This window comes from Isoalcanivorax indicus, from assembly GCF_003259185.1.
Lineage (GTDB): Bacteria > Pseudomonadota > Gammaproteobacteria > Pseudomonadales > Alcanivoracaceae > Isoalcanivorax > Isoalcanivorax indicus.
Genome location: NZ_QGMP01000002.1, coordinates 236,277 through 259,686 on the forward strand (window position 1 = coordinate 236,277; position 23,410 = coordinate 259,686).

Annotated in this window: 20 protein-coding genes; 8 read left to right on the forward strand and 12 right to left on the reverse strand. The window is 62.4% G+C overall.

The window, feature by feature from the left end:
- Positions 1 to 251: 251 nt before the first annotated feature.
- Positions 252 to 2,156, forward strand: coding sequence for a molecular chaperone HtpG (gene htpG / locus DKW65_RS12945; RefSeq protein WP_111657835.1), 1,905 nt, complete (start codon positions 252 to 254; stop codon positions 2,154 to 2,156).
- Positions 2,157 to 2,170: 14 nt separating this feature from the next.
- Here the strand turns inward: htpG and pdxH are convergent, their stop codons facing one another.
- Complete coding sequence (gene pdxH, locus DKW65_RS12950) at positions 2,171 to 2,812, reverse strand: pyridoxamine 5'-phosphate oxidase (RefSeq protein WP_111657836.1); 642 nt, start codon at positions 2,810 to 2,812, stop codon at positions 2,171 to 2,173.
- 138 nt (positions 2,813 to 2,950) lie between these two features.
- Here pdxH and DKW65_RS12955 point away from each other — a divergent pair, with 138 nt between their 5' ends.
- Positions 2,951 to 3,433 (forward strand): COG3650 family protein, encoded by a 483-nt coding sequence (locus DKW65_RS12955; protein WP_162925866.1) that lies wholly within the window; start codon positions 2,951 to 2,953, stop codon positions 3,431 to 3,433.
- Between the two features lie 16 nt (positions 3,434 to 3,449).
- On the opposite strand, the gene DKW65_RS12960 is transcribed toward DKW65_RS12955, so the two are convergent.
- Positions 3,450 to 4,925, reverse strand: a complete 1,476-nt coding sequence (locus DKW65_RS12960; protein WP_111657838.1) for an AsmA family protein — start codon at positions 4,923 to 4,925, stop codon at positions 3,450 to 3,452.
- Between the two features lie 117 nt (positions 4,926 to 5,042).
- Between DKW65_RS12960 and DKW65_RS12965 the strand changes: the two genes are divergently transcribed.
- The gene (locus DKW65_RS12965) at positions 5,043 to 5,438 is read left to right on the forward strand and encodes a DUF2750 domain-containing protein (RefSeq protein ID WP_162925867.1); all 396 of its coding nucleotides are present in this window, start codon (positions 5,043 to 5,045) and stop codon (positions 5,436 to 5,438) included.
- Positions 5,439 to 5,556: 118 nt separating this feature from the next.
- The gene (locus tag DKW65_RS12970) at positions 5,557 to 6,075 is read left to right on the forward strand and encodes an acyl-CoA thioesterase (protein WP_111657840.1); all 519 of its coding nucleotides are present in this window, start codon (positions 5,557 to 5,559) and stop codon (positions 6,073 to 6,075) included.
- A 57-nt stretch (positions 6,076 to 6,132) separates the two neighbouring features.
- Here the strand turns inward: DKW65_RS12970 and DKW65_RS12975 are convergent, their stop codons facing one another.
- From DKW65_RS12975 to DKW65_RS13000, 6 genes are all read right to left on the reverse strand, one after another.
- Entirely contained in the window at positions 6,133 to 7,281 is a 1,149-nt protein-coding gene (locus tag DKW65_RS12975; RefSeq protein WP_111657841.1) for a sensor histidine kinase, read from the reverse strand.
- Complete coding sequence (locus tag DKW65_RS12980) at positions 7,278 to 9,347, reverse strand: ATP-binding protein (protein ID WP_111657842.1); 2,070 nt, start codon at positions 9,345 to 9,347, stop codon at positions 7,278 to 7,280. Before DKW65_RS12980 ends, DKW65_RS12975 begins: the two co-directional genes overlap by 4 nt.
- A 148-nt stretch (positions 9,348 to 9,495) precedes the next feature.
- Complete coding sequence (locus DKW65_RS12985; protein ID WP_111657843.1) at positions 9,496 to 9,789, reverse strand: hypothetical protein; 294 nt, start codon at positions 9,787 to 9,789, stop codon at positions 9,496 to 9,498.
- 39 nt (positions 9,790 to 9,828) lie between these two features.
- Positions 9,829 to 12,717, reverse strand: coding sequence for an RNA polymerase-associated protein RapA (gene rapA, locus DKW65_RS12990; protein WP_111657844.1), 2,889 nt, complete (start codon positions 12,715 to 12,717; stop codon positions 9,829 to 9,831).
- 139 nt (positions 12,718 to 12,856) lie between these two features.
- Entirely contained in the window at positions 12,857 to 13,243 is a 387-nt protein-coding gene (locus DKW65_RS12995; protein ID WP_111657845.1) for a HopJ type III effector protein, read from the reverse strand.
- Entirely contained in the window at positions 13,240 to 13,623 is a 384-nt protein-coding gene (locus DKW65_RS13000; RefSeq protein WP_111657846.1) for a hypothetical protein, read from the reverse strand. Before DKW65_RS13000 ends, DKW65_RS12995 begins: the two co-directional genes overlap by 4 nt.
- 33 nt (positions 13,624 to 13,656) lie before the next feature.
- Here DKW65_RS13000 and DKW65_RS13005 point away from each other — a divergent pair, with 33 nt between their 5' ends.
- Positions 13,657 to 13,935 (forward strand): GIY-YIG nuclease family protein, encoded by a 279-nt coding sequence (locus tag DKW65_RS13005; RefSeq protein WP_245932513.1) that lies wholly within the window; start codon positions 13,657 to 13,659, stop codon positions 13,933 to 13,935.
- Positions 13,936 to 14,043: 108 nt separating this feature from the next.
- Here DKW65_RS13005 and cspE read toward each other — a convergent pair whose 3' ends face one another.
- Positions 14,044 to 14,247, reverse strand: a complete 204-nt coding sequence (cspE, locus tag DKW65_RS13010; protein ID WP_111657847.1) for a transcription antiterminator/RNA stability regulator CspE — start codon at positions 14,245 to 14,247, stop codon at positions 14,044 to 14,046.
- Between the two features lie 261 nt (positions 14,248 to 14,508).
- On the opposite strand from cspE, the gene DKW65_RS13015 reads away from it, so the two are divergent.
- The gene (locus tag DKW65_RS13015) at positions 14,509 to 15,969 is read left to right on the forward strand and encodes an NfeD family protein (RefSeq protein WP_245932514.1); all 1,461 of its coding nucleotides are present in this window, start codon (positions 14,509 to 14,511) and stop codon (positions 15,967 to 15,969) included.
- Complete coding sequence (locus DKW65_RS13020; RefSeq protein WP_111657849.1) at positions 15,966 to 16,709, forward strand: slipin family protein; 744 nt, start codon at positions 15,966 to 15,968, stop codon at positions 16,707 to 16,709. The genes DKW65_RS13015 and DKW65_RS13020 overlap by 4 nt, the downstream gene beginning before the upstream one ends.
- A gap of 23 nt (positions 16,710 to 16,732) precedes the next feature.
- On the opposite strand, the gene DKW65_RS13025 is transcribed toward DKW65_RS13020, so the two are convergent.
- Complete coding sequence (locus DKW65_RS13025) at positions 16,733 to 18,109, reverse strand: WS/DGAT/MGAT family O-acyltransferase (protein ID WP_111657850.1); 1,377 nt, start codon at positions 18,107 to 18,109, stop codon at positions 16,733 to 16,735.
- Between the two features lie 32 nt (positions 18,110 to 18,141).
- The gene (locus DKW65_RS13030) at positions 18,142 to 18,948 is read right to left on the reverse strand and encodes an SDR family NAD(P)-dependent oxidoreductase (RefSeq protein WP_111657851.1); all 807 of its coding nucleotides are present in this window, start codon (positions 18,946 to 18,948) and stop codon (positions 18,142 to 18,144) included.
- Positions 18,949 to 19,157: 209 nt separating this feature from the next.
- Here DKW65_RS13030 and DKW65_RS13035 point away from each other — a divergent pair, with 209 nt between their 5' ends.
- Positions 19,158 to 21,551 carry a hybrid sensor histidine kinase/response regulator gene (locus DKW65_RS13035; RefSeq protein WP_111657852.1) on the forward strand — a complete coding sequence of 798 codons (2,394 nt, stop codon included), beginning with the start codon at positions 19,158 to 19,160 and terminating at the stop codon, positions 21,549 to 21,551.
- Here DKW65_RS13035 and DKW65_RS13040 read toward each other — a convergent pair.
- Positions 21,542 to 23,356, reverse strand: a complete 1,815-nt coding sequence (locus DKW65_RS13040) for an acyl-CoA dehydrogenase C-terminal domain-containing protein (RefSeq protein ID WP_111657853.1) — start codon at positions 23,354 to 23,356, stop codon at positions 21,542 to 21,544. The genes DKW65_RS13035 and DKW65_RS13040 overlap by 10 nt on opposite strands.
- Positions 23,357 to 23,410: the final 54 nt, after the last annotated feature.

Below are 23,410 nucleotides of genomic sequence, written 5' to 3' on the forward strand. Positions count from 1 at the left end.
TAACGAGGCAGGCCGGGGGCGGGTAAGCCTGTTCGGGACTGTGTGAGGCAGGATGCCGAACGCAAGCCCCCATGGAGGGGTTCACGGCGAGTCCCGAACGGGCTTACCCGCCCCCGGCCTGCCGTGCTACGGAGCCCCTGTACACGATCCCGGCCAGGCGGCTGCCTTGAAATTTTTCCCCGGACCCCCACCTCTGCCCTCATAACATGCCCCCATCCCGGGGCCACAACATTCGTTTGAGGAAGCAGACCATGTCCCAGGCCGCCCAGACCGAAAAGCGCGAATTCCAGACCGAAGTCAAACAGCTCCTGCACCTGATGGTGCACTCGCTCTACAGCAACAAGGAAATCTTCCTGCGCGAGCTGATCTCCAATGCCTCGGATGCCGCCGACAAGCTCGCCTTTCTTGCCCTGCAAGACGACACCCTCTACGAAGGCGACGGCGACCTGCGCATCACGATTGAAGCCGACCCGGCGCAAGGCACCCTGACCCTGCGCGACAACGGCGTGGGCATGAACCGTGATGACGTGGTAGCCAACCTGGGCACCATTGCCCGCTCCGGCACCGCGGAGTTCCTCAAGCACATGAGCGGCGACCAGCAAAAGGACTCCCGCCTGATCGGCCAGTTCGGCGTCGGCTTCTACAGCGCCTTTATCGTTGCCGAGCGCGTGGAAGTGCGTACCCGCAAGGCCGGAGACCCCGCCAACGCCGGCGTTTACTGGGCCAGCGAAGGTACCGGCGAGTTCGAACTGGGTGACATCGAGCGCCCGCAACGTGGTACCGAAATCGTGCTGCACCTGCGCGAAGACGAAAAGGAGTTTCTTGATGCCTGGCGCCTCAAGTCGCTGGTGCGAAAATATTCCGACCACATTTCCATCCCGGTCATGATGGCTGCAGAAAAACCGGACGATGATGACCAGGCCGACGACGCCCCGGCGCTGGAGCAGATCAACAGCGCCACAGCCCTGTGGACGCGCAACAAGAGCGACATCAGCGACGAGGAATACCAGGATTTCTATCGCCACGTATCCCACGATTATGGCGACGCCCTGACCTGGAGCCATAACCGTGTCGAGGGCAAGCTGGATTACACCTCACTGCTGTACCTGCCCGCCAAGGCCCCGTTCGATCTGTATCAGCGCGAAGCGCCGCGTGGCCTGAAGCTTTATGTCCAGCGGGTTTTCATCATGGACGATGCCGAGCAATTCCTGCCGCTGTACCTGCGCTTCATCAAGGGGGTGATCGACAGCAACGACCTGTCACTGAATGTGTCACGGGAAATTCTGCAGAACGATCGCACGGTGGCGTCCCTGAAACAGGCGCTGACCAAGCGCGGCCTGGACATGCTGACGAAGCTGGCGGAGAAAGAGCCGGAGCAGTACCAGCAGGCCTGGGAAGCGTTTGGCAGTGTGCTCAAGGAAGGTCCGGCGGAAGACTTCGCCAACCGGGAGAAAATTGCCGCGCTGTTGCGATTTGCCAGCACGCATACCGGTGAAGCGACACAGAATGTCAGCCTCAAGGATTATATCGGCCGCATGAAGGAAGGCCAGAAGGCGATCTATTACGTAGTCGCTGATGGGCATCAGAACGCGGCGGGCAGCCCCCACCTGGAGATCTTCCGCAAGAAGGGCATCGAAGTGCTGCTGTTGTCGGACCGCATTGATGAATGGCTGATGAGCCATCTGAGCGAGTTCGACGGCAAGCCGTTGCAGGACGTTGCGCGGGGCCAGCTCGACCTGGGTGATCTGGAAGATGCCGAAGAGAAACAGAAGCAGGAAGAAGCCGACAAGGCCTATGCTGATCTGACGGCGCAGATTGCGAAAATGCTGGAAGATGACGTGGCCAGCGTGCGCACCACGCATCGCCTGACGGATTCACCGGCGTGTCTGGTGGTGGCCGAACACGACATGGGTGCACAGATGCGGCGCCTGCTGGAAGCGGCCGGGCAGGCGGTGCCAGAGACCAAGCCGACGCTGGAGATCAACCCGGAGCATCCACTGGTACAGCGACTGCACCAGCAGGGCGACGGGCCGCACACGCGCGATCTGGTTTCCGTGATCTATGAACAGGCGCGGCTGGCGGGCGGCGACAGCTTGAAGGACGCCGCAGGCTATGTGCGTCGCATCAACGCCCTGCTGATGGAACTGCAGGCCTGAGCCGCATCTGAACGTCAGGGCTGAAGGCGCTGGATCGTCCAGTGGCTGTCAGCCCCGTGGCGCAGGAACTCGAAGCGGTCGTGCAGACGGTCCGGGCGGCCCTGCCAGAACTCGATCCGCTCGGGCATCAGCCGGAAGCCGCCCCAGAACGAAGGCAATGGAACGGGACCGTCGCCGAAGCGGGCGGCGACGTCCGCCAACTGTGCCTCCAGGTCGGCCCGCGAGGCGATGGCGCTACTTTGCCGCGACGCCCAGGCGCCCAGCTGGCTGCCCCGTGGTCGGCTGGCAAAGTAGGCCGCTGACTCGGCCTCGCTGACCTTGTTGACCTGGCCCTCGATGATGACCTGCCGGTTCAGCGGCAGCCAGTGAAACAGCATGCTGGCGCGTGGCCGTGCCAGCAGCGCCTTGCCCTTGCGGCTGTCGTAATTGGTATAGAACACGAAGCCGCCGTCACTCACGTCCTTGAGCAGCACGGTACGTTGCCGAGGCTGGCCCTCCTCGTCCACCGTGGCGAGGGTCAGCGCGGTGACATCCTCGATACCGGCCGCCTCGGCCTCTGCAAACCAGCGTTCGAACTGCAGCAATGGATCGGTGTCCAGATCGGCCCGACGCAGGCCCTGACTTTCATAATCGCGGCGCATATCGCTGAGTTTCATGGTCTGTTCTCTACGGTGAGAGGCTTCTGGGATAGTATTCCATGATACGTGAAAGCACCGATGCCGTGCTGACACAAGTCAGTCTGGCGCGATGCGAGTAGTGCCACCGTGAACAGCGTTTGAAAGAAGGAGCAGGGCATGCGGGTAACCACGACGGGATGGCGAGCGCTGGCGCTTGCCGGGGCAATGTCTCTACTGGGGCTGGCCGGGTGTGATCAGGCCGGGGAACCGGCGGCGGAGGTCGCCGACGCAGAAACAGAAGGCGGGCCGCTGAGCCGCCCCTGGGTTGACGCCCGGGCGCGTGGCGTCGGCTTCCGGGCCGTGGGTAATGAACCAGGCTGGCATCTGGAGATCTACCCGGACAGCCGTCTGCACCTGGTACTGGATTATGGCAGCCGGACGCTGGATGTACCGGCGCCGCCCACCGAAACGGAGCGCATGGGGGATGTGACCGTGACCGTGCGCACCACCGAGGCTGAGGGGGAAACCCTGTATATCGAGGTGCGGGAAACCGCTTGCCAGGACAACATGTCCGGGGCGATGTTCGACTATCAGGTCCTGGTGCGGTTGGGTGAGCGCGACCTGGAAGGGTGCGGTCACTCTCTGGATGGCAGCACCTGATCAGGTTTGTGGTGGCTCACTCCTCCGGTGCGGCCACCTCGCCATCATAAAAGGCATCGCAGTCGCTGCTGGAAATGCGCAGCAGGCCCAGCCCCTGGTCCAGCAGGTCCAGGGGGGCGCCCAGCAGCGCATCAATGATGCTGGGTTCATTGACCTGGGGATCATCGAAAGACCCGTAAACGCGCTGGCGAATCACGGCGCAGCCTTCCTGATTGACCACCGCCACCTCGAGATCGCGCAATTCGCGGGCACCGAAGTCCACCTGCCCGCGGGCGGCGACCCGGTTCCGGGTGGTGGCCAGCGCCACGTCAGCGGCGGTCGCCACCCCGTCTTCCAGTGTCCAGTGGGAGTGCACCCGGGTCAGGGTGGTATCGCCGTCGGCGCGGTCGAGCAGGCGGGCAAATTCGCCGCCTTTGGTGGCGGCCAGGCCGGCCGGGCCCGCCAGCAGCACGGCGCCGACATCGGTCAGGTTGAAGCGCTGGGTGCGGCGGTAGCGGCTCAGCTCCTCATCCAGGTCGAAGCCCTCAAGGTGGATATCCCTGCCTTCCAGCAGCAATGCTCCGTCCAGGGATTCCGGCCAGCCGCCGGGCCAGGCGTTGCTGGCGCCCTGTGCATCCAGAGTCAGCGACACGCGGCCGATGCCGCGCAGGGACTGGCCGGCGCGCCAGGCCTCGGGAATGGCTTCGGCCTGTAAATCCGGCAGCTCGAGGGTCAGGGACAGCTGCGCGGGCTGTGCCCCCAGGGCCAGGCGGAATGTCGCCTGGCCACGGCTGTGCAGCCAGGTCATCGCCAGGTCGCTGGAGGTCAGGGTGCCGTCGTCGCCGTCCAGGGTCAGGGCCGTATCGGCGATCAACAGATCACCGTAGTGCAGGCGATCAATGGCCGCCTCGGCCTTGAGATGAAGGCCGTGGAAGGGCGTGCCGTCTTCCGGGGGGGCGGGCCGCCGCAGATCATCGAGGGTGAGCGAGAAGCCCTCCAGCACCAGTGGTGCTCGCCCGGCGTCGCGAAAGATCAGGGTGCCGTCGTCGACCGTGAGCTGCCCCAGGCGGATATGGCCCGGTGCTGCATCGGGATCGCGCCAGTCTCTGGGGTCCGGGAACAGGGCACCGTCGCGGTCGCGATGCAGTATCAGTACCGGCGCCTCGAGTTCGAGTCGCTGGATAGCGACCTGGCCACGCAGCAGGCTGCGCCAGGACAGGGTGACGCTGGCCGCGCGGGCCCGCAGCCCCGGTGCGTCGTCATCGTCGAGATCGCCGGTCAGCCGCGATTCGCCTGTGCGCAGCCTGGGGCGGGGCAGCCATTGCAGGCGCGCGCCCTGGATGTCGGCCTGCATGCCCGTGTAGTCCGACAGCGCTTCGTCGAGCCACGCGTTCAATGAGCGCTCCGGCCACAGCGGCGTCAGCAGCAACAGCCCAAAGAGCAGGGCGAACAGCCCCAGCAGCCCCCAGCCGAGCAAGCGGACAGGGCGCGATCGCGGTGTGTGGCGTGGCATGGCGACTCCTTGTCAGGGCGTACCGGGAACACCGGAACAGTGTAGCAGAGTGTATACACTGTATCCGCGAGGGGCAGGTATGGCATGCTGGAAGGTCATTCATCTGCGGAGGTCATCATGACGTATTCCCTCGACAACGCGGCCTTGCGCGAGGCCATGAGCCTGCCCGCCGACGAACGCTACGAATATTTTGTGCAGCAGGCGATCGCGCACAATGAAATCTGGAGCCTCGCCAAGGGCGACGACTGGGCCATGATGCGTGCCGATGAGCAGGAATGCCTGCCGGTCTGGCCGCACCCCGATATGGCCGCCGCCTGGGCGCGCGACGACTGGGCAGACTTCACACCGACGATGATTTCGCTGGATGTATGGCTGGAACGCTGGTTGCCGGGAATGAGCGATGACGAAACCGGTGTCGCGGTGATGCCGGATGACGAAGGCGACAGTGTGGTGGTGGATGCAGACGATCTTCAGCAATCGATGATCGCGACGTTAACGGGAAAAAAGAAATAATTTACGATGATGGCACTTTGCCATCATCGGCAAATACATGACGCCGGGTCTTCTGATTGGACTACCGTTGAGGCGGGGATTCACCCCGTTTTCAACCTAATCCAACAGGAGGTTCATCATGAACCAGCATATCAAGATTCCCGCCACCGCCTGGCAAACCCCGCAACACAGTCATCATATTGAAGACTGGCAGGGCTTGCCTTATGCGGAAGCGGAAAAAACCTATACCCACTTCCTGGAAACCTGGCTCAAGGATTCCAACGCTTACACCAATACCTATTTTTCCCGCTATTTCGAATGGCAGGGTGTTTGCCGCGAGTCCTGGTTTTTCAAATGCATTGCGGAAGACATGTTGCAGGATCAGGGCGTCTTCATTACCAAGCGGGCGCACAACGATTATGTCAACGAAACCTTTCCGTTCCAGCGTATTCGTTGTGAGCTGAATACGGCGCAGGTCAAGCAGGCTTCGTTCTATATCCTGTTCCGTTTTTTCAATGCCGATAGTGGGGACCTGGTATCCGGTGGGTATCAGCAAATCGTATTTGCCAATCATCAGCGACGCATAAGCCGACTGCCGGCGGCGGTACTGGACAAGATCCGTACCTATGAAGTGCCGTTTGCTGTTGCAGGTGAATAAAACGACAGGGGGAAAAAGGGGGGCGCTACGGCGCCCCCCGTTCTTTTCACGGACCCGTCAGGGCTGGTTGGCCCGCGGCCAGCGCAGGCGGAAACTGGTATAACGCCCCAGCCGCGAGCGGCATCGTATTTCTCCGCCCATGGCCTGCATGGCGCGGCGACAGAACGCCAGGCCGATACCGGTGCCCACCATGCGGGTGGTATAGAAATCATCGAAGATGCGCGGCAGTACCTCCGGCGCGATGCCGCTGCCGTTGTCGGTAAAGGTCAGGCTGGCGCCGCAGGAGGTCTGGCGCAGGCTGATGCGCAGGTGTGCGCTGTCATGGTTTGCCAATGCCTGGCAGGCATTCTTGATCAGGTTATACAGCACGAACACCAGCAACACGTCGGAACCGTAGAAGCGACAATGCGGGTCATCGTGCAGTGTGACGCGTGCCGCCATGCCGGGCTCGAACGGGTAATGCGCCAGGGCTTCGCGGACGCAGTCACCGGCGTGCTGCATGGCAAAGCTGGCGGTATCAAACGCTTCGGTATTGGCTGAGGCCAGCAGCATGTCGATAACCAGATTGGAGCGGTCCACTTCGTCGCGAATTACGTCCAGGCTGTTGCCCAGCGCGTGCACGCGGCCGGGTCGCGTGCTGCCGAGGGTGCCTGAGGCCAGAGCGTCGCGGTACAGGGCCATCAACATGGGCCAGTGTTCGGCGATGGCTTCCGCGCGCAAGCGGATGGTGGCCAGCGGTGTGCGCATTTCGTGGGCAATGCTGCTGGCCAGAGAGATCAGGGTCTGTCGCTTGCCTTCCAGCAAGGCGAGTTCCTGCTGACGTTCACGATAGGTGCGCAGGGCGTCACGCAGATGCTGGCGCAGGGTCTCCAGTTCCCAGGGCTTCAGGATATAGCCGGTGACGCCGCCTTCATTGACGGCGACGAGTGCCTGGCTGACCTGCGCATGGGAGGTGGTCAGCATGCGGATGGCTTGCGGCCGTTGCTGGCGTGCCCAACTGAGGACATCGACGCCGGTGCCGTCAGGCAGATAATGGTCGGCCAGCACCACGGCAATGCCGCTGCCTTCGTTTTCCAGCAGCTGCAGGGCTTCAGCCAGTGTGCCGGCGGTGATCAGATCAAACTCTCCATAGGTATGACGAAACAGTCGCTGGATCGCGGGTTCGTCCTCCACCAGCAGAATCCTTGCCGGTTGTTCCTGGTTCATGGGGCCTCCGGGGTGCCGTTGAGCAGGGTGTTGAGGGCAGGCAGACGGATCTCGACCCGGGTGCCCGTTCCCGGTGTGCTGTCCAGGCGCACCTGGCCCTTGTGTTCGGCGGCGATGCGGCGCATGACTTTCAGCCCCAGCCCGCTGCCGCCAGCCTTGGTGGACTCCAGTGGCAGGCTAAGGCGCTGTTGCTGGGCCACGCTGATGCCGACGCCGGTGTCGGCCACCACCAGGCTGATCGTGTCCGTGTCGTCCAGCAGACGTGTCTGCAGGGTGATGGTATTGGGACGTGCCGGATCGGTGGCTTCGGCGGCATTCTTGAGCAGGTTCACGCAGAGGATCAACAGATCATCGGCGTCGCCACTGAGCATCGGTTTGCGTGTATCCAGATCCAGCACCAGTTGAGCCTGGCGCTGCGGGAACAGCCTCACGGCGGCTTGTACAACGCCGTTGAGGGATACCGGCCTGTCGCTACGCTGACGATCATCGTGCAGTACCCGCACCATGCGTTCGAGCAAGGCGAACAGGCGCCGGCACTGGGTCAACACTTCACTGCGCAGCGCCTCGCTGTCCATGTCCGATTGTGCATACATGTGCATGATGCTGATCGGCGCCTTGAGTTCATGCTGGTATTCGTTCATCAGTGCCATCAGCGACGCCGTTTTACCGGCGCGCGCAAGCCCGGCGGAGACGCGGCCGTAAGCCTGTACCTTGTCAAACGCCAGAGCCAGCTGTGCAGGGAGCAGCTCAAGCAGATCCAGATCCGTGTGCGTGTAGTGAGGGAATCCATCCTGACGCCCGATCAGTACCAGTGCCAACGGCGCACCGTCAGTGCTGACACGCAAGGCGCAGCGCGCTTCATGGGCTTCCAGCAAGCGTCGCCCGTTGCTGCTCAGCTCACGAAAGTAACCGATGGGTTGTGTGGCAAGATCGGTCACCAGTGAATGATCGGCCGGCAGCGGTTCGGCATGACTGGCTTCGCCCTTGCGCGTGTCCCAGCGCAGAAAATGGCCCGTCGCGGGATCCATGTCGCCACGCAGCAGCCCGGCGCGCACGTACAGATGCACGGGTGCCATGCGGGCATCGTTGCGCAGCACTTCCTCCAGCGCTCGCGCGAGGGCCTCCAGCGTGATCGGCTGGTTCAGTGCGTGGCTCAGGGATTGCACCACGTCGGCATAGCGATAAAGGTGCCGGTCGCCGTGCATGAGTCGGTCCGGCAGGCTCTGCAGATAGCGGCGCAATGGCGCGTAACTTTCGCAGACCAGCACCAGCCAGACGATGCCCACGAGGGCATAGGTCATGAGTCCGGCTTGAGGCCAGTAGCGTTGCAGCGTCACCAGCGCGCCGGTATACAGCAACGCGAACAGCGCGAGCGTCATCAGGCGTGCCAGCCCCTGGCTGATCACCACCGACACATCCATCAACTGATAGCGCACGGTGGCCAATGTCAGCAGGCCCAGGCTGATGAAAATCAGGAAAACGCCCGGCGGGTAGAATTCCAGGCCGTAATTGCACAGATAGTCGACCGCCGCAAACAGATAGATAAACAGGCTGGCCATGCAGTAGCGCAAGCGAATGCGCTGGCGCGGCGGCGCATCACGTTGCGCCTGCCAGGTGATGTAGAGCCCACGCAACACCACGACACAGGTCTGCAACACATGCAGAGGATGCAGCACTCCCGCCTGTGGGTAACGGCCGAAGAAATAATCGTAGGTGCCGGCAACGATCCAGGGTGTCGTCAGCAGCAGGACAGCGAGCACACTGCACAAGGCGTACGACAGCAGAACCAGTCGGCGTTCCTGATGCGTTTCCGTGATTTCAACGAGGAAGTGGTAGAGCGTGGTCGGCAAGAAAAGAATCATCAGGTAGCCGACATGGGAGAGTATCAAGGCGCTATCGGGATCCTCGACACGAAAAAGCACGGCCCAGGTCGCTTGCCAGGAAAATGTGGTGAAACACAACAGGAAAAAACTCAGCGTGACACGAGTACGCCCGCGTTGCTTCAGCACATACAGGCCATAACCCAGAAAAAGCACGGCAATGATGGCTGGAAAAAACGAATACACCGGGTGAAGGCTCCCTGCTGGTAAGGCACATGAGTGCTCAGGATAGACCTTTCAGACGGCTAAAAACACAATAACGGATGGTGGCAAAATGCCACCACGAAAGAAAATCGGACGCAAAAAAAGGGGATGGCATTTTGCCATCATGAATTCAGTGCCCGAGCAGGCGCCGCAACCACGGCAGTCGCTGCTGGCGACGGCTGCGTGCCAGATCAAACTGCGCCGCACCCAGGGCTTTGTGCAGCTGTCCCGGTGTGGGCGCGAAGCCGTATTTGAGACGCCAGGTTCTCTCTGCCTGGCGAATCAGTGCCAGGCAGAGAAAATCATACGGATTCATGGCGTCATAGCTGAGCGGTTGCTGTTCCCAGTCCGCGTCAACGCCAGCGGCCTCCAGCGCATCGCGGAACCATCGGATCAGGGCTGCTTCGCTGTAAGGATTGTCCATCTGCCTATCCTGATGTGGCGCACGTCAGGGAAGGGTGAGCTACTCGCCAGCCACGATCACCCGCACCGCCGCCAGTTCACAGCGCGCCTCGCCGATATGCCGGGCCAACTGCCGGGTCTGCTCGTCGATGAAATCGATTTCGTCCTGACGAATGGCCGGGTTCTTTTCACGCAGGCGCAGCAGGCGGTCGCGCTCGTGGGTCTGGTGAGCGTGCATGCGCGCCAGCGCCTCGTCGATCAGGGTGCTGGCGCTGGCTTCGCGACGGACCAGGTCTTCATCCAGCAACCGGGCCAGCAGGGCCTGCTGGCTTTCAACGATCTTGCGCGCCAGCGGTTTGTCCAACTTGTGGCATTGCTTGTCCAGCCCGCCGTGGCTGATGGCCTGGCTCAGGTCGCGCCCCTGAGCGTCGATCAGGCCGCGCATGATGGTGCTGGGCAGGAACCGGTTGGCCTGCAGGGCACGAGGTGCCACACAGCTGAGGCGATAAAACACTTCCACCAGCAAGGTGCCGGGTTTGACCTTGCGGTTACGCAGTAGCGCGACACAGGCCTTGCCCTTGTCTTCCCCCAGTACCATCTCCAGCGTGCCGGTGACCATGGGGTGCTCCCAGGTCAGGAACTGGATGTCATCGCGCGCCAGCGCGGTGCGCCGGTCGCTGGTCACGGTGGTGCCTTCCTCCGGCAGACGCGGGAAGGGGCCGACCATGTGGGCGCCGGGCTTGAGGATGATGGTCTCGGCGGAATGTTCTTCCACGTCGACACCGTAACGCTCGAATGCGGCCTCCATGAACCCGGCGGGGGAGTCGGCATCGGCGGCGGCCACATCGGCGATCAGGCGCTCGGCGCGCACCGGATCATGGGCGCCGAGTTCCAGTAGCCGGTCGCGTCCCGCTTCCATGCGCGCCAGCAGCTCGCGGGTGACGGTCTGCGTGGTCTCGATCAGGTCGTCAACCAAGGTGCTGTCTTGCGGTGTCGCCAGGGCCTGATCCAGCAGGTTGGCGGTCTCGGCCAGAATCTGCGGCCCCGCCGGGTTGGTGCGCGTGAAGGCGTGCATGCCCTCGTCATACCAGCGGAACAGGACTTCCTGAGCGTGGCCACGGAAGTAGGGGACGTGAATCCGGATATCCTGCTGCTGGCCGATGCGGTCCAGCCGCCCGATGCGTTGTTCCAGCAGGTCCGGATTGCGCGGCAGGTCCATCAGCACCAGCTGATGGGCAAACTGGAAGTTGCGGCCTTCGCTGCCGATTTCGGAACAGATCAGGGCCTGGGCGCCGTCCTCCAGGTCCGCGAAGTAGGCGGCGGCACGGTCGCGGCTGATCAAATCCATGTCTTCATGGAACACCGACACGTTCATGCCCAGCTTGTAGCCGCACCAGGCGTGCAGGTCGATGGCGGTCTCGCGGCGGGCACAGATGATCAGGACCTTCTGGTCGCGCTGCTGGCGCAGGAAGTCGGCCAGCCAGGTGACGCGGCTGTCCTCGGCACACCAGCTGTCATCGGCGTAGCCACTTTCCGGATGCAGGCAGTCATCGGGGTCCATGTGGGCCGCCTCTACCGGGCCGTACTGTGCGGGCCAGGGCAGGGGGATGCCGGTCACCTGCCGGGCCGGAAATCCGGACACCGTCTTGCGGGTATTGCGGAACATCACTCGGCTGGTGCCACTGCGGTCGAGCAGTTCGCGCAGCAGGGCGTCACGGTTATCTTCCTCGATGCGTAGGTCCGGCAGGTAGCGCGCGGCGTCCTGTCGCAGGGCATCGTCCCAGCGGGGCTCGTCATGCAGGCGTCCGGCCACGGCTGCCACAGCCTGCCAGTGTTGCTGTTCTTCCAGAAAGTCCGCCAGAGAATGGAAGCGGTCCGGGTCGAGCAGGCGCAGGCGGGCAAAGTGGCTCTCCTGGCCGAGCTGTTCTGGCGTTGCGGTGAGCAGCAACAGGCCCCGGGCGGCAGCGGCGAGTCGCTCGACCCGCAGATAGCCCTCGCTGGCCTGTGCTTCTGACCAGGTCAGGTGATGTGCTTCGTCCACCACCAGCAGATCCCAGTCGGCCGCCGCCAGGGCATCCATGTCGCAGGCTTCGAGGAAATCGGTGCTGCACAGGATCAACTGCTCGGACAGGAAGGGGTTGTCGGTAATGCCAGCGGGTGCGTCGTCGTCGGCGCCGCCGTTTTCCTCGGCGATGATCTGCGCCAGCATGTCACGCAGATCGCCCTCCGGTTGCAGTGCGGCCAGGCGCTCGCGGTCAAAGATGCTGAAATGCAGGTTGAAGCGGCGCACCATTTCCACGAACCACTGATGCACCAGCGGCGGGGGCACGACGATCAGGACGCGCTGCGCCCGATGGGTATGCAACTGCTGGTGGATGATCAGACCGGCTTCGATGGTCTTGCCCAGGCCGACTTCGTCAGCCAGCAGCACTCGCGGTGCGAAGCGTTGCGCCACGTCATCAGCGATGGACAGCTGGTGGCCGATCAGCTCGATGCGGGGGCCGCGCAGCCCCTGAACCGGGGATTGTTCTGCGGTGGACTCGGCGTTCAGCGCGGCGGCACGCAGGGCAAACCAGGCGTTGCTGTCGAGCTGCTTCGAGAACAGCCGGTCGGTGACGGCAGTCAGGGCCACCTGATAGCCCAGCTGGCTTTCCGGCAGTATGCGAGGCGCGTCGGGCTGGCCCACCGGCGTGACCTTGTACACCATCAGGCCATCGACCTCTTCGGCGGCCTGTACCAGCCAGGCTTCGCCGTCCGTGTTGTGCACCTGGTCGCCGGGGCCGAAGGTCATGCGCGACAAGGGCGCATTGTTCTTGGCATAGGTGCGTTCTTCCTCACAGGCGGGATAGAACACGGTTACCAGGCGATAATCAAGGTTGACGATGATGCCGAGCCCAAGCTCGGTTTCGGTTTCACTGAGCCAGCGCTGGCCTATGGCGAAGTCGGTCATGGATTCGGAATCTGTCCCGGCTGCGGCCGCCGGCACAGGGCGCGACGGAGTGGGGTGCGGGTGCACGGCGGCGCCGGTGCACCGGATGAGCGGGCATTATACGGGGTTGTGGCCGCAGGCTGAACCGGCGTGAGCGGAATCAGCGTTGACGTGGTCGCAGGGCGTCGCCCTCGAAATGGAGCGCATCCCAGCCATGGCGCATGAATGCACGGATATTGCCGTGATTCTGGCCATCCGGATCTGCCAGCACGTCGTCGCGATAATAGTGACCAAAACAGGCCAGCGTCTGCGCCGCCGGCAGGCGATGCAGGGCGGCAAAGGCAAACAGGCGGCAGGAGACCTCGTTGGTGCCCGCGGGGTTGACGAGCTGTTGCGGCCCGGCACCATTGGTAAAGGTGGTGGGGACATACTCGTACCCGGCTTCGATAACGGCCAGCACGTCGGTCACGTGAACGCTTTCCGGCGCCTGTTGCAGACGTGCCAGCAGTTGCTGTTCGGTTTCCGTGAAGGGGGGGCTGCCGGTCATTCTGTCATTCCATCGCGCGGCGCGGGCAGCAGCGGGTTACAGTTGCGAAGCACGACCCGACCCTCCAGCATTCTGCCGCGGGCGTACTCGCTGAAGATGCAGGTGTTGGTGTCCGGATCGTAGTTCTGTATCCAGAGGTGGTCATCTTTCCAGGTGGCGCCCATGTGATGTTGTCCGGCCGGTACGCTGATGGTCATGGTGCCGCCCCAGCGCTTGACGAACATCTGCTCAAGGTAGAAGTAGTACAGCAGCGTGCCGATGATCAGCACCACGGCACTGGCGATCAGCGCTGGCTTCCATCGGTTGAGGCGGGCGCCGAGCCCGAACAGGATCAGGAACAGCAGTGCGACGAGCAGCAACCAGTACAGATAGGTAATCATGCCAACATTCCCTCGGGCAGGTAACGAATCATCATGACAGCAAGCATAACAGCAGGCTGGTGCGTGTACATGGTGCAGTGTGCGGATGGCACCTTTTACACCGGCATTACCACGGACCCGGTGCGTCGCCTGGCGGAGCATAACGGTACGGCACGCGGTGCGCGTTACACCCGTGCCCGGCGGCCGGTGCAGCTGGTGTATCACGAACAGGCGGTGTCGCGCAGCGAGGCAGGCAAGCGCGAGTGGCAGTTGCGCAGGTTGAGCAGGAAACAGAAGGAAGCGCTGCTGCACGCGGCGGCGCAACAGGGATAGAGCGCATCACGGCCGCTGTCGCCAGCGTGCTGATGCGACACTGATGCAGAAACAAAAAACCCCACCGGAGTGGGGTTTTTCGTCAGTGTGCCATTCTAGCCGTAAACCTTAGCCGGCCTGAACATTGGCAGCCTGGGGACCCTTCGGACCCTGCTGGATCTCGTAGGTCACCTTCTGACCTTCAGCCAGGGTCTTGAAGCCAGAACCCTGAATCGCGCTGAAGTGTACGAATACGTCCGCGCCGCCGTCGTCCTGGGTGATGAAACCGAAGCCCTTGGACTCGTTGAACCATTTAACAGTGCCGGTAGCCATTGAATCTATACCTCAAAAAACCAATCTATATGTGTGTTGCATGCAGGGGAGGGATACGGGGGGTGTTGAGGAGATGACGCGTATGCGGGGCACGACCAAAACATCCACTGCTGTCCATCTGCAGCAGAATCCACCTTACGCCGTTTCCGGATGCCGTGCCACTGTTTTTTTGACTTTTGTCAAGCTGCCTCTATACCCTTGTCTGGAAAAGAAAAATCCGTTTGACGGGCCATTCATCAGGCAACAGGGACGATATCGGCTATGAACAGATTCAGAGCACATATGTTGCGTTGGCAGGGCCGATTCGGGATGGCCGGGGTGGCCTGTATTCTGCTCGGCGCGCTGATGAGTATTGCGTCGGTGGCCCAGGACAGTCGTAACACGGCCGTGTTGCTGGACATCGATGGCCCCATCGGGCCGGCCACCAGTGATTACGTATTACGCGGCATGCAACAGGCCCGCGACAGCAATGCCGAGGTGATCATTCTGCGGATGGATACCCCGGGTGGGCTGGACAGCGCCATGCGCCAGATGATCAAGGAAATCCTGTCTTCGCCGATCCCTGTGGTGGGTTACGTCGGGCCGTCCGGCTCGCGCGCGGCCAGTGCCGGTACCTACCTGTTGTACGCCAGCCATCTGGCGGCCATGGCGCCTTCCACCAACCTCGGTTCAGCGACCCCGGTACAGATGGGGGGTATGCCAGGTGCGCCAGAGGAGCCTGCCGAAGCGCCGCGCCGGGATGACCGGGAGGCAACAGACAACGGCGATGACGAGCCGGGCCTGACGGATCGTGTGCGCCGGGGGGGCACGGCCATGGAGCGCAAGGTGCTGGAGGACGCGGTGGCCTATATCCGCGGGCTGGCGGAGCTGCGTGGTCGCAATGCCGACTGGGCGGAAGAGGCGGTGCGTGAGGCCGTCAACCTGACCTCCAGCCAGGCGCTGGAGAAGAACGTCATCAATGTGGTAGCGGAAGATATCGATGACCTGCTGGCACAGATTCACGGCAAGGAAGTCCGCATGGAACGCGGCAACTACACGTTGAACACCGAGAACCTTCAGGTGGTGCAGGTCGAGCCGGACTGGCGCAACAACCTGCTGGCCGTGATCACCAACCCCAACATTGCCTACTTCCTGATGCTGGTGGGTTTCTACGGCATCATCTTCGAGCTGTCGAGCCCGGGGAACATCTACCCCGGCGTGATCGGCGCCATCTGCCTGATACTGGCGTTGTATGCCTTCCAGGTGCTGCCCATCAATTACGCCGGGCTGGCGCTCATCATTCTCGGTCTGGCCTTTATGGTCGGCGAGGCCTTCATGCCCAGTTTCGGGATTCTCGGGCTGGGGGGCATCATTGCCTTCGTGTTCGGGTCCATCATCCTGATGGATGATGCCAACCTGCACATTTCGTTACCTTTGATTGGCGGCACCGCGCTGATATCCGCCGGGCTGATGACCTGGGGCATCACGCGTCTGGTACGCTTGCGAAGACGCCCCGCCATTACCGGCAGCGAAGGGCTGCATGGCGCGACAGCGGTTGCGCTGTCGGATTTCGTTGCTGGCGAGGGCCGGGTGCGGGTGCTGGGCGAGTCATGGCGTGCCAGCGCCAATGTGGAAATTCATGAAGGTCAGACCCTGCGTGTTACCGCAGTGCGGGGCCTGAGCGTGGATGTTGAACCGGTCGGGGATGTGCCCCGTACCGCATCACAAGGAGACCAGAAATGATTCCGTATCTGACACCCCTATTGCTGCTGCTTGGCCTGGTCGCGATGTCCGTGCGCGTGCTGCCGGAATACCAGCGCGGCGTGGTGTTCTTCCTGGGTCGCTTCCAGGCTGTGAAAGGGCCGGGCCTGATTATCGTCATTCCCGGTGTCCAGCAGATGGTGCGCGTGGATCTGCGCATCATCACCCTGGATGTCCCCAGTCAGGATGTGATTTCCCGCGACAACGTGACCGTGCGCGTCAACGCGGTGCTCTACTTCCGCGTGGTGGACCCGAACAAGGCGATCATCCAGGTGGAGGATTACTACAACGCCACCAGCCAGTTGGCGCAGACCACCCTGCGTTCGGTGCTGGGCAAGCATGATCTGGATGAAATGCTGTCCGAGCGGGACAAGCTGAATGAGGATATCCAGGAAATCATTGATAGCCAGACGGACAACTGGGGTATCAAGGTGACCAACGTGGAAATCAAGCACGTTGACCTGAACGAAAACATGATTCGGGCGATTGCCCGTCAGGCGGAGGCCGAGCGGGAGCGGCGTGCCAAGATCATCCATGCGGAAGGTGAGCAGCAGGCCGCCGAGAAGCTGGTGGAAGCAGCGGAAATCATGGGCAAGAACTCAGCGGCATTGCAGCTGCGTTACCTGCAGACCATGAGCGATATGTCGAACAAGAACGCCTCGACCATCGTCTTCCCGCTGCCGCTGGACATCATGGACGTGTTCAAGAAACTCAAGGGCTGATCCGCAACACGGCGCAGCCGGCATCACTTGATGCCGGCTGCGACTTCCAGTTCGCGAATGCCGTTCTCGATATAGTCCAGCAACCGCTGCATCGACGGCAGGGTGCGTCGGCAACCGGTCAGGCCGAACTCCAGCTGATCCACATAGCTGGTCAGCGTGATGTTCAGCGCGATCTGATTCAGTGCAATCGATACCGGATACATCCCCTCCAGACGCGCACCATTCCAGTACAGTGGCTGCTTCGGCCCCGGCACGTTGGAAATGATCACATTGAAGGCCCGCCACTCCGGCGCCAGCCCGGTGAGCAGGTTCAGGCCGGTGGGCGCCATCATCAACGCCGTAAAGTTCAGAATCTCCTCCGGCGTCATCTGCCGGTAACGCGCCTTGGCTTCCTCCACGGAGGCCTTGATCACACGCAGACGATTGGCCGGATCGGCGATATGGGTGCCCAGGTTGGCGAGGATCATGGCGATCTGGTTGCCCCCCTCGCTGTCGTCCTTGCGCAGGTTGACCGGCACCATGGCGATCAGCGGCTTGTCAGGCAGCGCGTTCTGGCTGATCAGGTAATCGCGCAGCGCACTGCCGCACACGGCCAGCACGATATCGTTCATGGTGCAGCTGAACACCTTGCAGATGGCCTTGAAGCGGCTGGTGTTGTACGACTGTGCCGCGAAGCGGCGGCTGCCAGTGATGCGCTGGTTGATGATGCTTTGCGGCGCCTGGAAGATCGAGACGTAATCCGGATCGTTACGGGCCTTCTGGGAAATCTGGTAGACCTCACGGGCCAGCGCGGGGACGGTGGCAATCTGCTTGCTCAGCCCTGCGCTGAAGCGCGCCAGGCCGCTGACGGCGGCCACCGGGTTGGCGGTCAGCTGCATGCGTTCGCGGCGTTTCGGCGTGTTGGCCCAGACGGGCGGCAGGTCCCGTTCATCCGGGTCCGCGGACAGCGCGCGCATGCCCATGCGCATGGCCGAGATACCGTCCACCACGGAGTGATGCACCTTGGTGTACAGGGCAAAGCGGCGCCCCCGGATGCCCTCGATCAGGTGGGCTTCCCAGAGGGGGCGCTCGCGATCCAGCAGGTTGGAGTGTTCTGCTGAAACCAGTGACAGCAGCTCACGGATCCGGCCCGGTTTGGGCAGCGCCTCGTGGCGAAAATGGTGGTCGATGTCGAACTGCTTGTCTTCGACCCAGAAGGCCTGGCCGAGGCGGGTATACAGCCGCTGATTGAAGGGGGCCACGGGGCAGCAGTAGTCGCGCATCGCGCTGGCCAGTTCGCTGACATACTTGGGGCCGGCATCCTCCGGGAAACTGAACAGCTGCAAGCCGGCCACATGCATCGGTTGCTGACGTCGTTCCAGCCACAGGAACAGCTGGTCCACCGGACTCAAGGGTTTCATCGGAGATCCTTCTTCATCGCTTTATGGGTAGTTTACTTGCCTTGCCAATGCTTCATCGAGGTGGAAAGGCCACTGCGGCGGGCCACCTCATCCCACAGGCGCAGAGGCAGTGCACCTTTGATGAGATCGATACTTTTCACGATGGCCGGCTCGCTCACCATGGCCTCACCTCGCTTGACCCCGCGCAGAATGGATTTGACAACCTTGTCCGGTGTCAGCATGGGCGACAGCAGCGGACTGCGCACGCCATCGAACATTCCGGTGCTGATGTAGCTGGGGCAGACGGTGGTGACGGCCACATTATCAATGCCGCGCTCGCGCAGCTCCAGACGCAGGGACTCGGAAAAGCCGAGCACCGCCCATTTGCTGGCGGCGTAGGTACTGCCCCAGGGCAGGCCGACATAGGCGCTGGCACTGGCGATATTGACCAGATGGCCTTGTGTGGCATCGCGCAGATCACCCATGAAGGCGTGGCTCATGGCGATCAGGCCGAGGGTGTTGATCTGCAGGGTATTCAGGTGTTGGGCCAGGTCCACCTGTTCGAACTCGCCACCGAACACCACCCCGGCATTATTGATCAGGATATCCACCGGACCGACCCGGCTGTGGACCTCGTCGCGAAAGGCCGGAATCGCATCCAGATCGCCCACGTCCAGCAACAGCGCGTGGCCACGTCCCCCCGCAGCCTGCACCCGGCGGCAGACGTCTTCGGCGGGCTTGCGCCTGCGGGCCGTTACGATGACCTCTGCACCGCGCCGCCCCAGCTGTTCGGCCATCAAGGCGCCAAGGCCGGAGCCGGCGCCAGTAATCAGAACCCGTTTTCCCTGATAGTAGGACATGCCTCGCCTCTCACTCTTCGCTGACAAGACTAAACAAATAATTTACCTGCTGCATCAAGGAACGGCCTTCAGGGCGGTGGTGCCCGGTTTGAGTGTACAGGCGAAGGCTGAAGCGTGAAGAAAGCGCGAACGCTGAAGGACCGTCTCAAGGGCTAGGCGCGCATCGATGGCCGGGCTAGCATGGATGTGATCAGGGGAGGATCACCAGGATGGAGAATGCGGCCCCCACAGGGAGCAGCCGCCGGACCCGCACCGGCCAGCACGGCCTCACAAGAGGGTGGCTGCTGCTGTTTGTCTTGTGGTGGCCGTGCGCCGTGCAGGCGGGTCCACTACCCGACCTTACCGATCCCGTGCCGCACATGTCGCTGGCCCCTTACCTGCAGTACTGGTGTGATGACGACGGCCAGGCGTCGCTGTCGCGGGCGCGCATGGCGAACTTCGAGGCGCTGGGTGCCTCGCAGATCACCTTCGGGTATCGCCAGGATGCCTGTTGGTTCCGTACCGCGTTGCGCAACGATGCGGCGGACACGCTGCGTCTGTGGCTGGTGGTGGACTATGCGCTGCTGGACGAGCTGGATATCTACCTGCTGGATGCCTCGGGCCAGCCGGATCCTGCGCAGCAGTGGTTGATGGGGGACAGGCGTCCCTTTGCCGACCGGTCGCTGCCCGTGCGTTTCTTCCTGGTGCCGCTGGTGCTGCCCGCCGAATCATCCGCCGAGCTTTATGTTCGTGTGCGCACCAGCAGTTCCATGACGGTGCCGCTGATGATCAGCGGCCATGAAGCGTTCATCGTCCACTACCTGGCGATGGATTGGCTGCAGGGGGTGTTCTACGGCATCGGCTTCGGCCTGTTCCTGTACCACCTGGTGTTGTGGCTGGGCGCCAGGGAACGGGTCAACCGCTTCTATGTCGCGCATGTCTTTGCCACCACCTTGTATGTGGCGTGCCTGCAGGGTGTGGCGATGCGCTTGCTGCCTGTGCCCATGCAGTGGCTGGATACCTTGCCCTTTCTCGCTGGCCACCTGTCGTTACTGACGGGGGTGCTGTTCGCCCGTGATTTTCTCGAGACGCGACAGATGCCGCGTCTGGATGCCCCGTTGCGCTGGGCGGCCTGGATCGCGGCGGCGATGGCACTGGGCACAGCCCTGCTACCCTCCGGGACACTCAATCACCTGCAGGGCCTGACGGCGATCATCTGTATTGCGGTGCTGTTGCCGGTGGGCATGATCTGCCTGATCAAAGGGCGTCCCCAGGCCTGGATATTCGTGCTGGCCTGGAGTCTGTTCCTGATCATGGTGCTGGCGCTGGCGTTGAACGTCTATGGCCTGCTGGACAACTTCCCGGTACTGCTCAATGTGCACGGCTTGCAGATTGCGCTGGTGTCGCAGCAGGTGCTGCTGTCGCTGGGGCTGGCGCAGCGGCTCAACACCCTCAAGCGTGAGAGCCTGGAGCGCGCTCACGAAAGCGCGCGAGCGCAAGCGGACAGTGCCGCCAAGAGTGATTTCCTGGCGCGGATGAGCCATGAAATCCGCACGCCGATGAACGCCATGCTCGGGTTGACCGAATTGATGCGGGACACACCGCTGGATGCCACCCAGCGCAACTACATGGACACCCTCAATTCAGCGGGAGAGAGCCTGCTGGCGGTCATCAATGACATTCTGGATTACTCGAAAATTGCAGCAGGCAAGCTGGAGCTTGAACAGGAGCCGTTCAATCTGCCGGCCTTGCTGGAGGATTGCCTGACGATCTTCCATGGCAGTGCTGAACAGCGGGGCCTGACGCTGGTGGCGGACTGGCCGGACAATCTGCCCGTGTGGGTGCGCGGTGATGCGGCGCGATTGCGTCAGGTGCTGCTGAATCTGCTCAGTAATGCAACCAAGTTCACCGAGGGGGGCGAGGTACGCCTGAGCGCCCGCTGCAACAAGGTAGGGGAATGGCTGTGGCTGTATTGCGCGGTGGCCGATCAGGGCATTGGCATGACGCAGGCCCAGACCGAGCAGTTGTTTGAATCCTTCCAGCAGGCAGACAGCTCCACCACGCGCCGCTATGGCGGTACCGGGCTGGGCCTGGCGATCTCCCGGCAACTGGTGGAGTTGATGGGAGGGCGTATCGACGTGCAGAGCAAACCGGGCGTTGGCTCCCGCTTTTCTTTCCGCGTCAAACTGATGCCAGCCAAACCCGCCGGGACCGAGCCGGTGGTGCCGGACGACCTGCCGTTCCCCGATCTGCATGTGCTGCTGGTGGAAGACAATGCGGTAAACCAGATGGTGGTACGGGCGTTGCTGAAGAAGGTGGATGTGCGGGTCACACTGGCCTCAGGTGGCGAGGAGGCGTTGCAGCGGCTGTTCCAGGGGGAGCACTTCGACCTGATCCTGATGGACTGCGAAATGCCGGGGCTGGATGGTTATGAAACCACGCGACGCATTCGCCGCTGGGAAGAAGAGTTGGCCTACCCGCGTATTCCCATTATCGCCTTGACGGCGCACGCATTGAGCGAGCATCGCCAGCAATGCCTGGACGCCGGTATGGACGACCACCTGTCCAAGCCATTGACGCTGAAACAGGTGATCGCCACGTTGCGGCGCTGGGCTTACTCGTAGTCGAACGAGAAGTGCTCGGCCTTCATTTGCATCATGCTGCGGGTCGGCTTGAGCATGCTTTCGGCATGGCCCTTGGCCTGGGGCAGCAGATGCTCGAAGTAGAATTCCGCCGTCGCCAGTTTGGCCTCGTAGAATTCCTTCGGCTGTTCGCCGCCTTTCTCCAGCTTTTCCTGAGACTTGGCTGCCATCAGTGCCCAGAAGTAGGCCATCATGGCGTAGCCGGAATACATCAGGAAATCATTGCTGGCGGTGCTGACGACATCACGGTCCTTGGATGCCGTGAGCATCACGCGGGTGGTCAGGTAGTTCCACTGGGCGGCGATCTTCAGCAGCTTCCAGGCGTAGGGGCGCAGGGTGCCGTTGGTCAGATTGCGGGTGCCGAAATCCACCAGCTTCTGGCTGAATTCACGCACACATTTGCCGCGTGTCATCAACAGCACCTTGCGGCCCAGCAGGTCCAGTGCCTGGATGCCGGTAGTGCCTTCATACAATGTGGAGATACGGGCGTCACGGGCAATCTGTTCCATGCCGTGCTCACGGATGTAGCCGTGACCACCGAACACCTGCATGCCCAGGTTGGCGCAATCCAGGCCTTTCTCGGTCAGGAAACCTTTCAGGATCGGCGTCAGGAAACCGAGCTGGCTGTCCCAGTATTCCTGCTTCTGCTTGTCGCCTTCCAGAATGCCGGCAATCATCTTGTCGGCGTACTGGCCGGTGTAATACAGCATCGCCCGGCCACCTTCGGCGATGGCCTTCTGGGTCAGCAGCATGCGGCGCACGTCACCGTGGTGAATGATGGCGTCGGCGGTCTGTTCCGGGTCTTTCTTGCCGGACAGCGCGCGCATGGAGCGACGCTCCTTGGCGTAGGGCAGTGCGCCCTGGAAAGCACGCTCCGCGTGGCAGACGCCCTGCATGGCGGTACCGACACGGGCCGAGTTCATGAAAGTGAACATGCACTCCAGACCTTCGTTGGGCGGACCGATCAGGAAGCCGGTGGCGCCATCGAAATTCATTACGCAGGTAGCGGAGGCCTTGATGCCCATCTTCTTTTCCAGCGCGCCGGCGGTAACGCCGTTGCTTTCACCGATCTTGCCCGGCAGATACTTGGGCACGATGAACAGCGAGATACCCTTGGTGCCCGCCGGGGCATCCGGCAGGCGCGCCAGCACGATGTGCACGATGTTCTCGGTCAGGTCGTGATCGCCCGAGGAAATGAAGATCTTGGTGCCGGTGATCTTGTAGCTGCCGTCCGCCTGCGGCTCGGCCTTGCTCTTCATCTGGCCCAGGTCGGTGCCGCACTGTGGTTCGGTCAGGCACATGGTGCCGGCCCACACCCCTTCGGTGAGCGGGGTCAGGTAGGTCTGCTTCTGTTCGTCCGTGCCGTGCAGCATGATGGTGTTCATGGCGCCCAGAGACAGCCCCGGGTACATGGCGAACGACCAGTTGGCGGTACCCAGCATTTCCTGCTTGAGCATGCCCAGCGACATCGGCAGGCCCTGGCCGCCAAATTCCACCGGGTGAGACAGGCCCTGCCAGCCGCCCGCCATGTATTCGGCATAGGCTTCCTTGTAGCCCTGCGGCGTGGACACCTGCCCGTCGGCCAGCTTGCAGCCTTCTTCATCGCCGGATTGGTACAGCGGCGCAATGGTGTTCTCGCACAGGCGAGCGCACTCGGTCAGGATGGCGTCGACCATGTCCGGCGTGGCTTCCTCGCCGTTGGGCAGGGTCTTGTAGTGGCTTGCGTAGTCGAACACTTCGTTGAGCAGGAAGCGCATGTCGCGCATCGGCACCTTGAACTGGGGCATGTCTGAACTCTCTCTGATCCGGGCCGCAGGGGGCGGCACTGCCATAGACGGTGC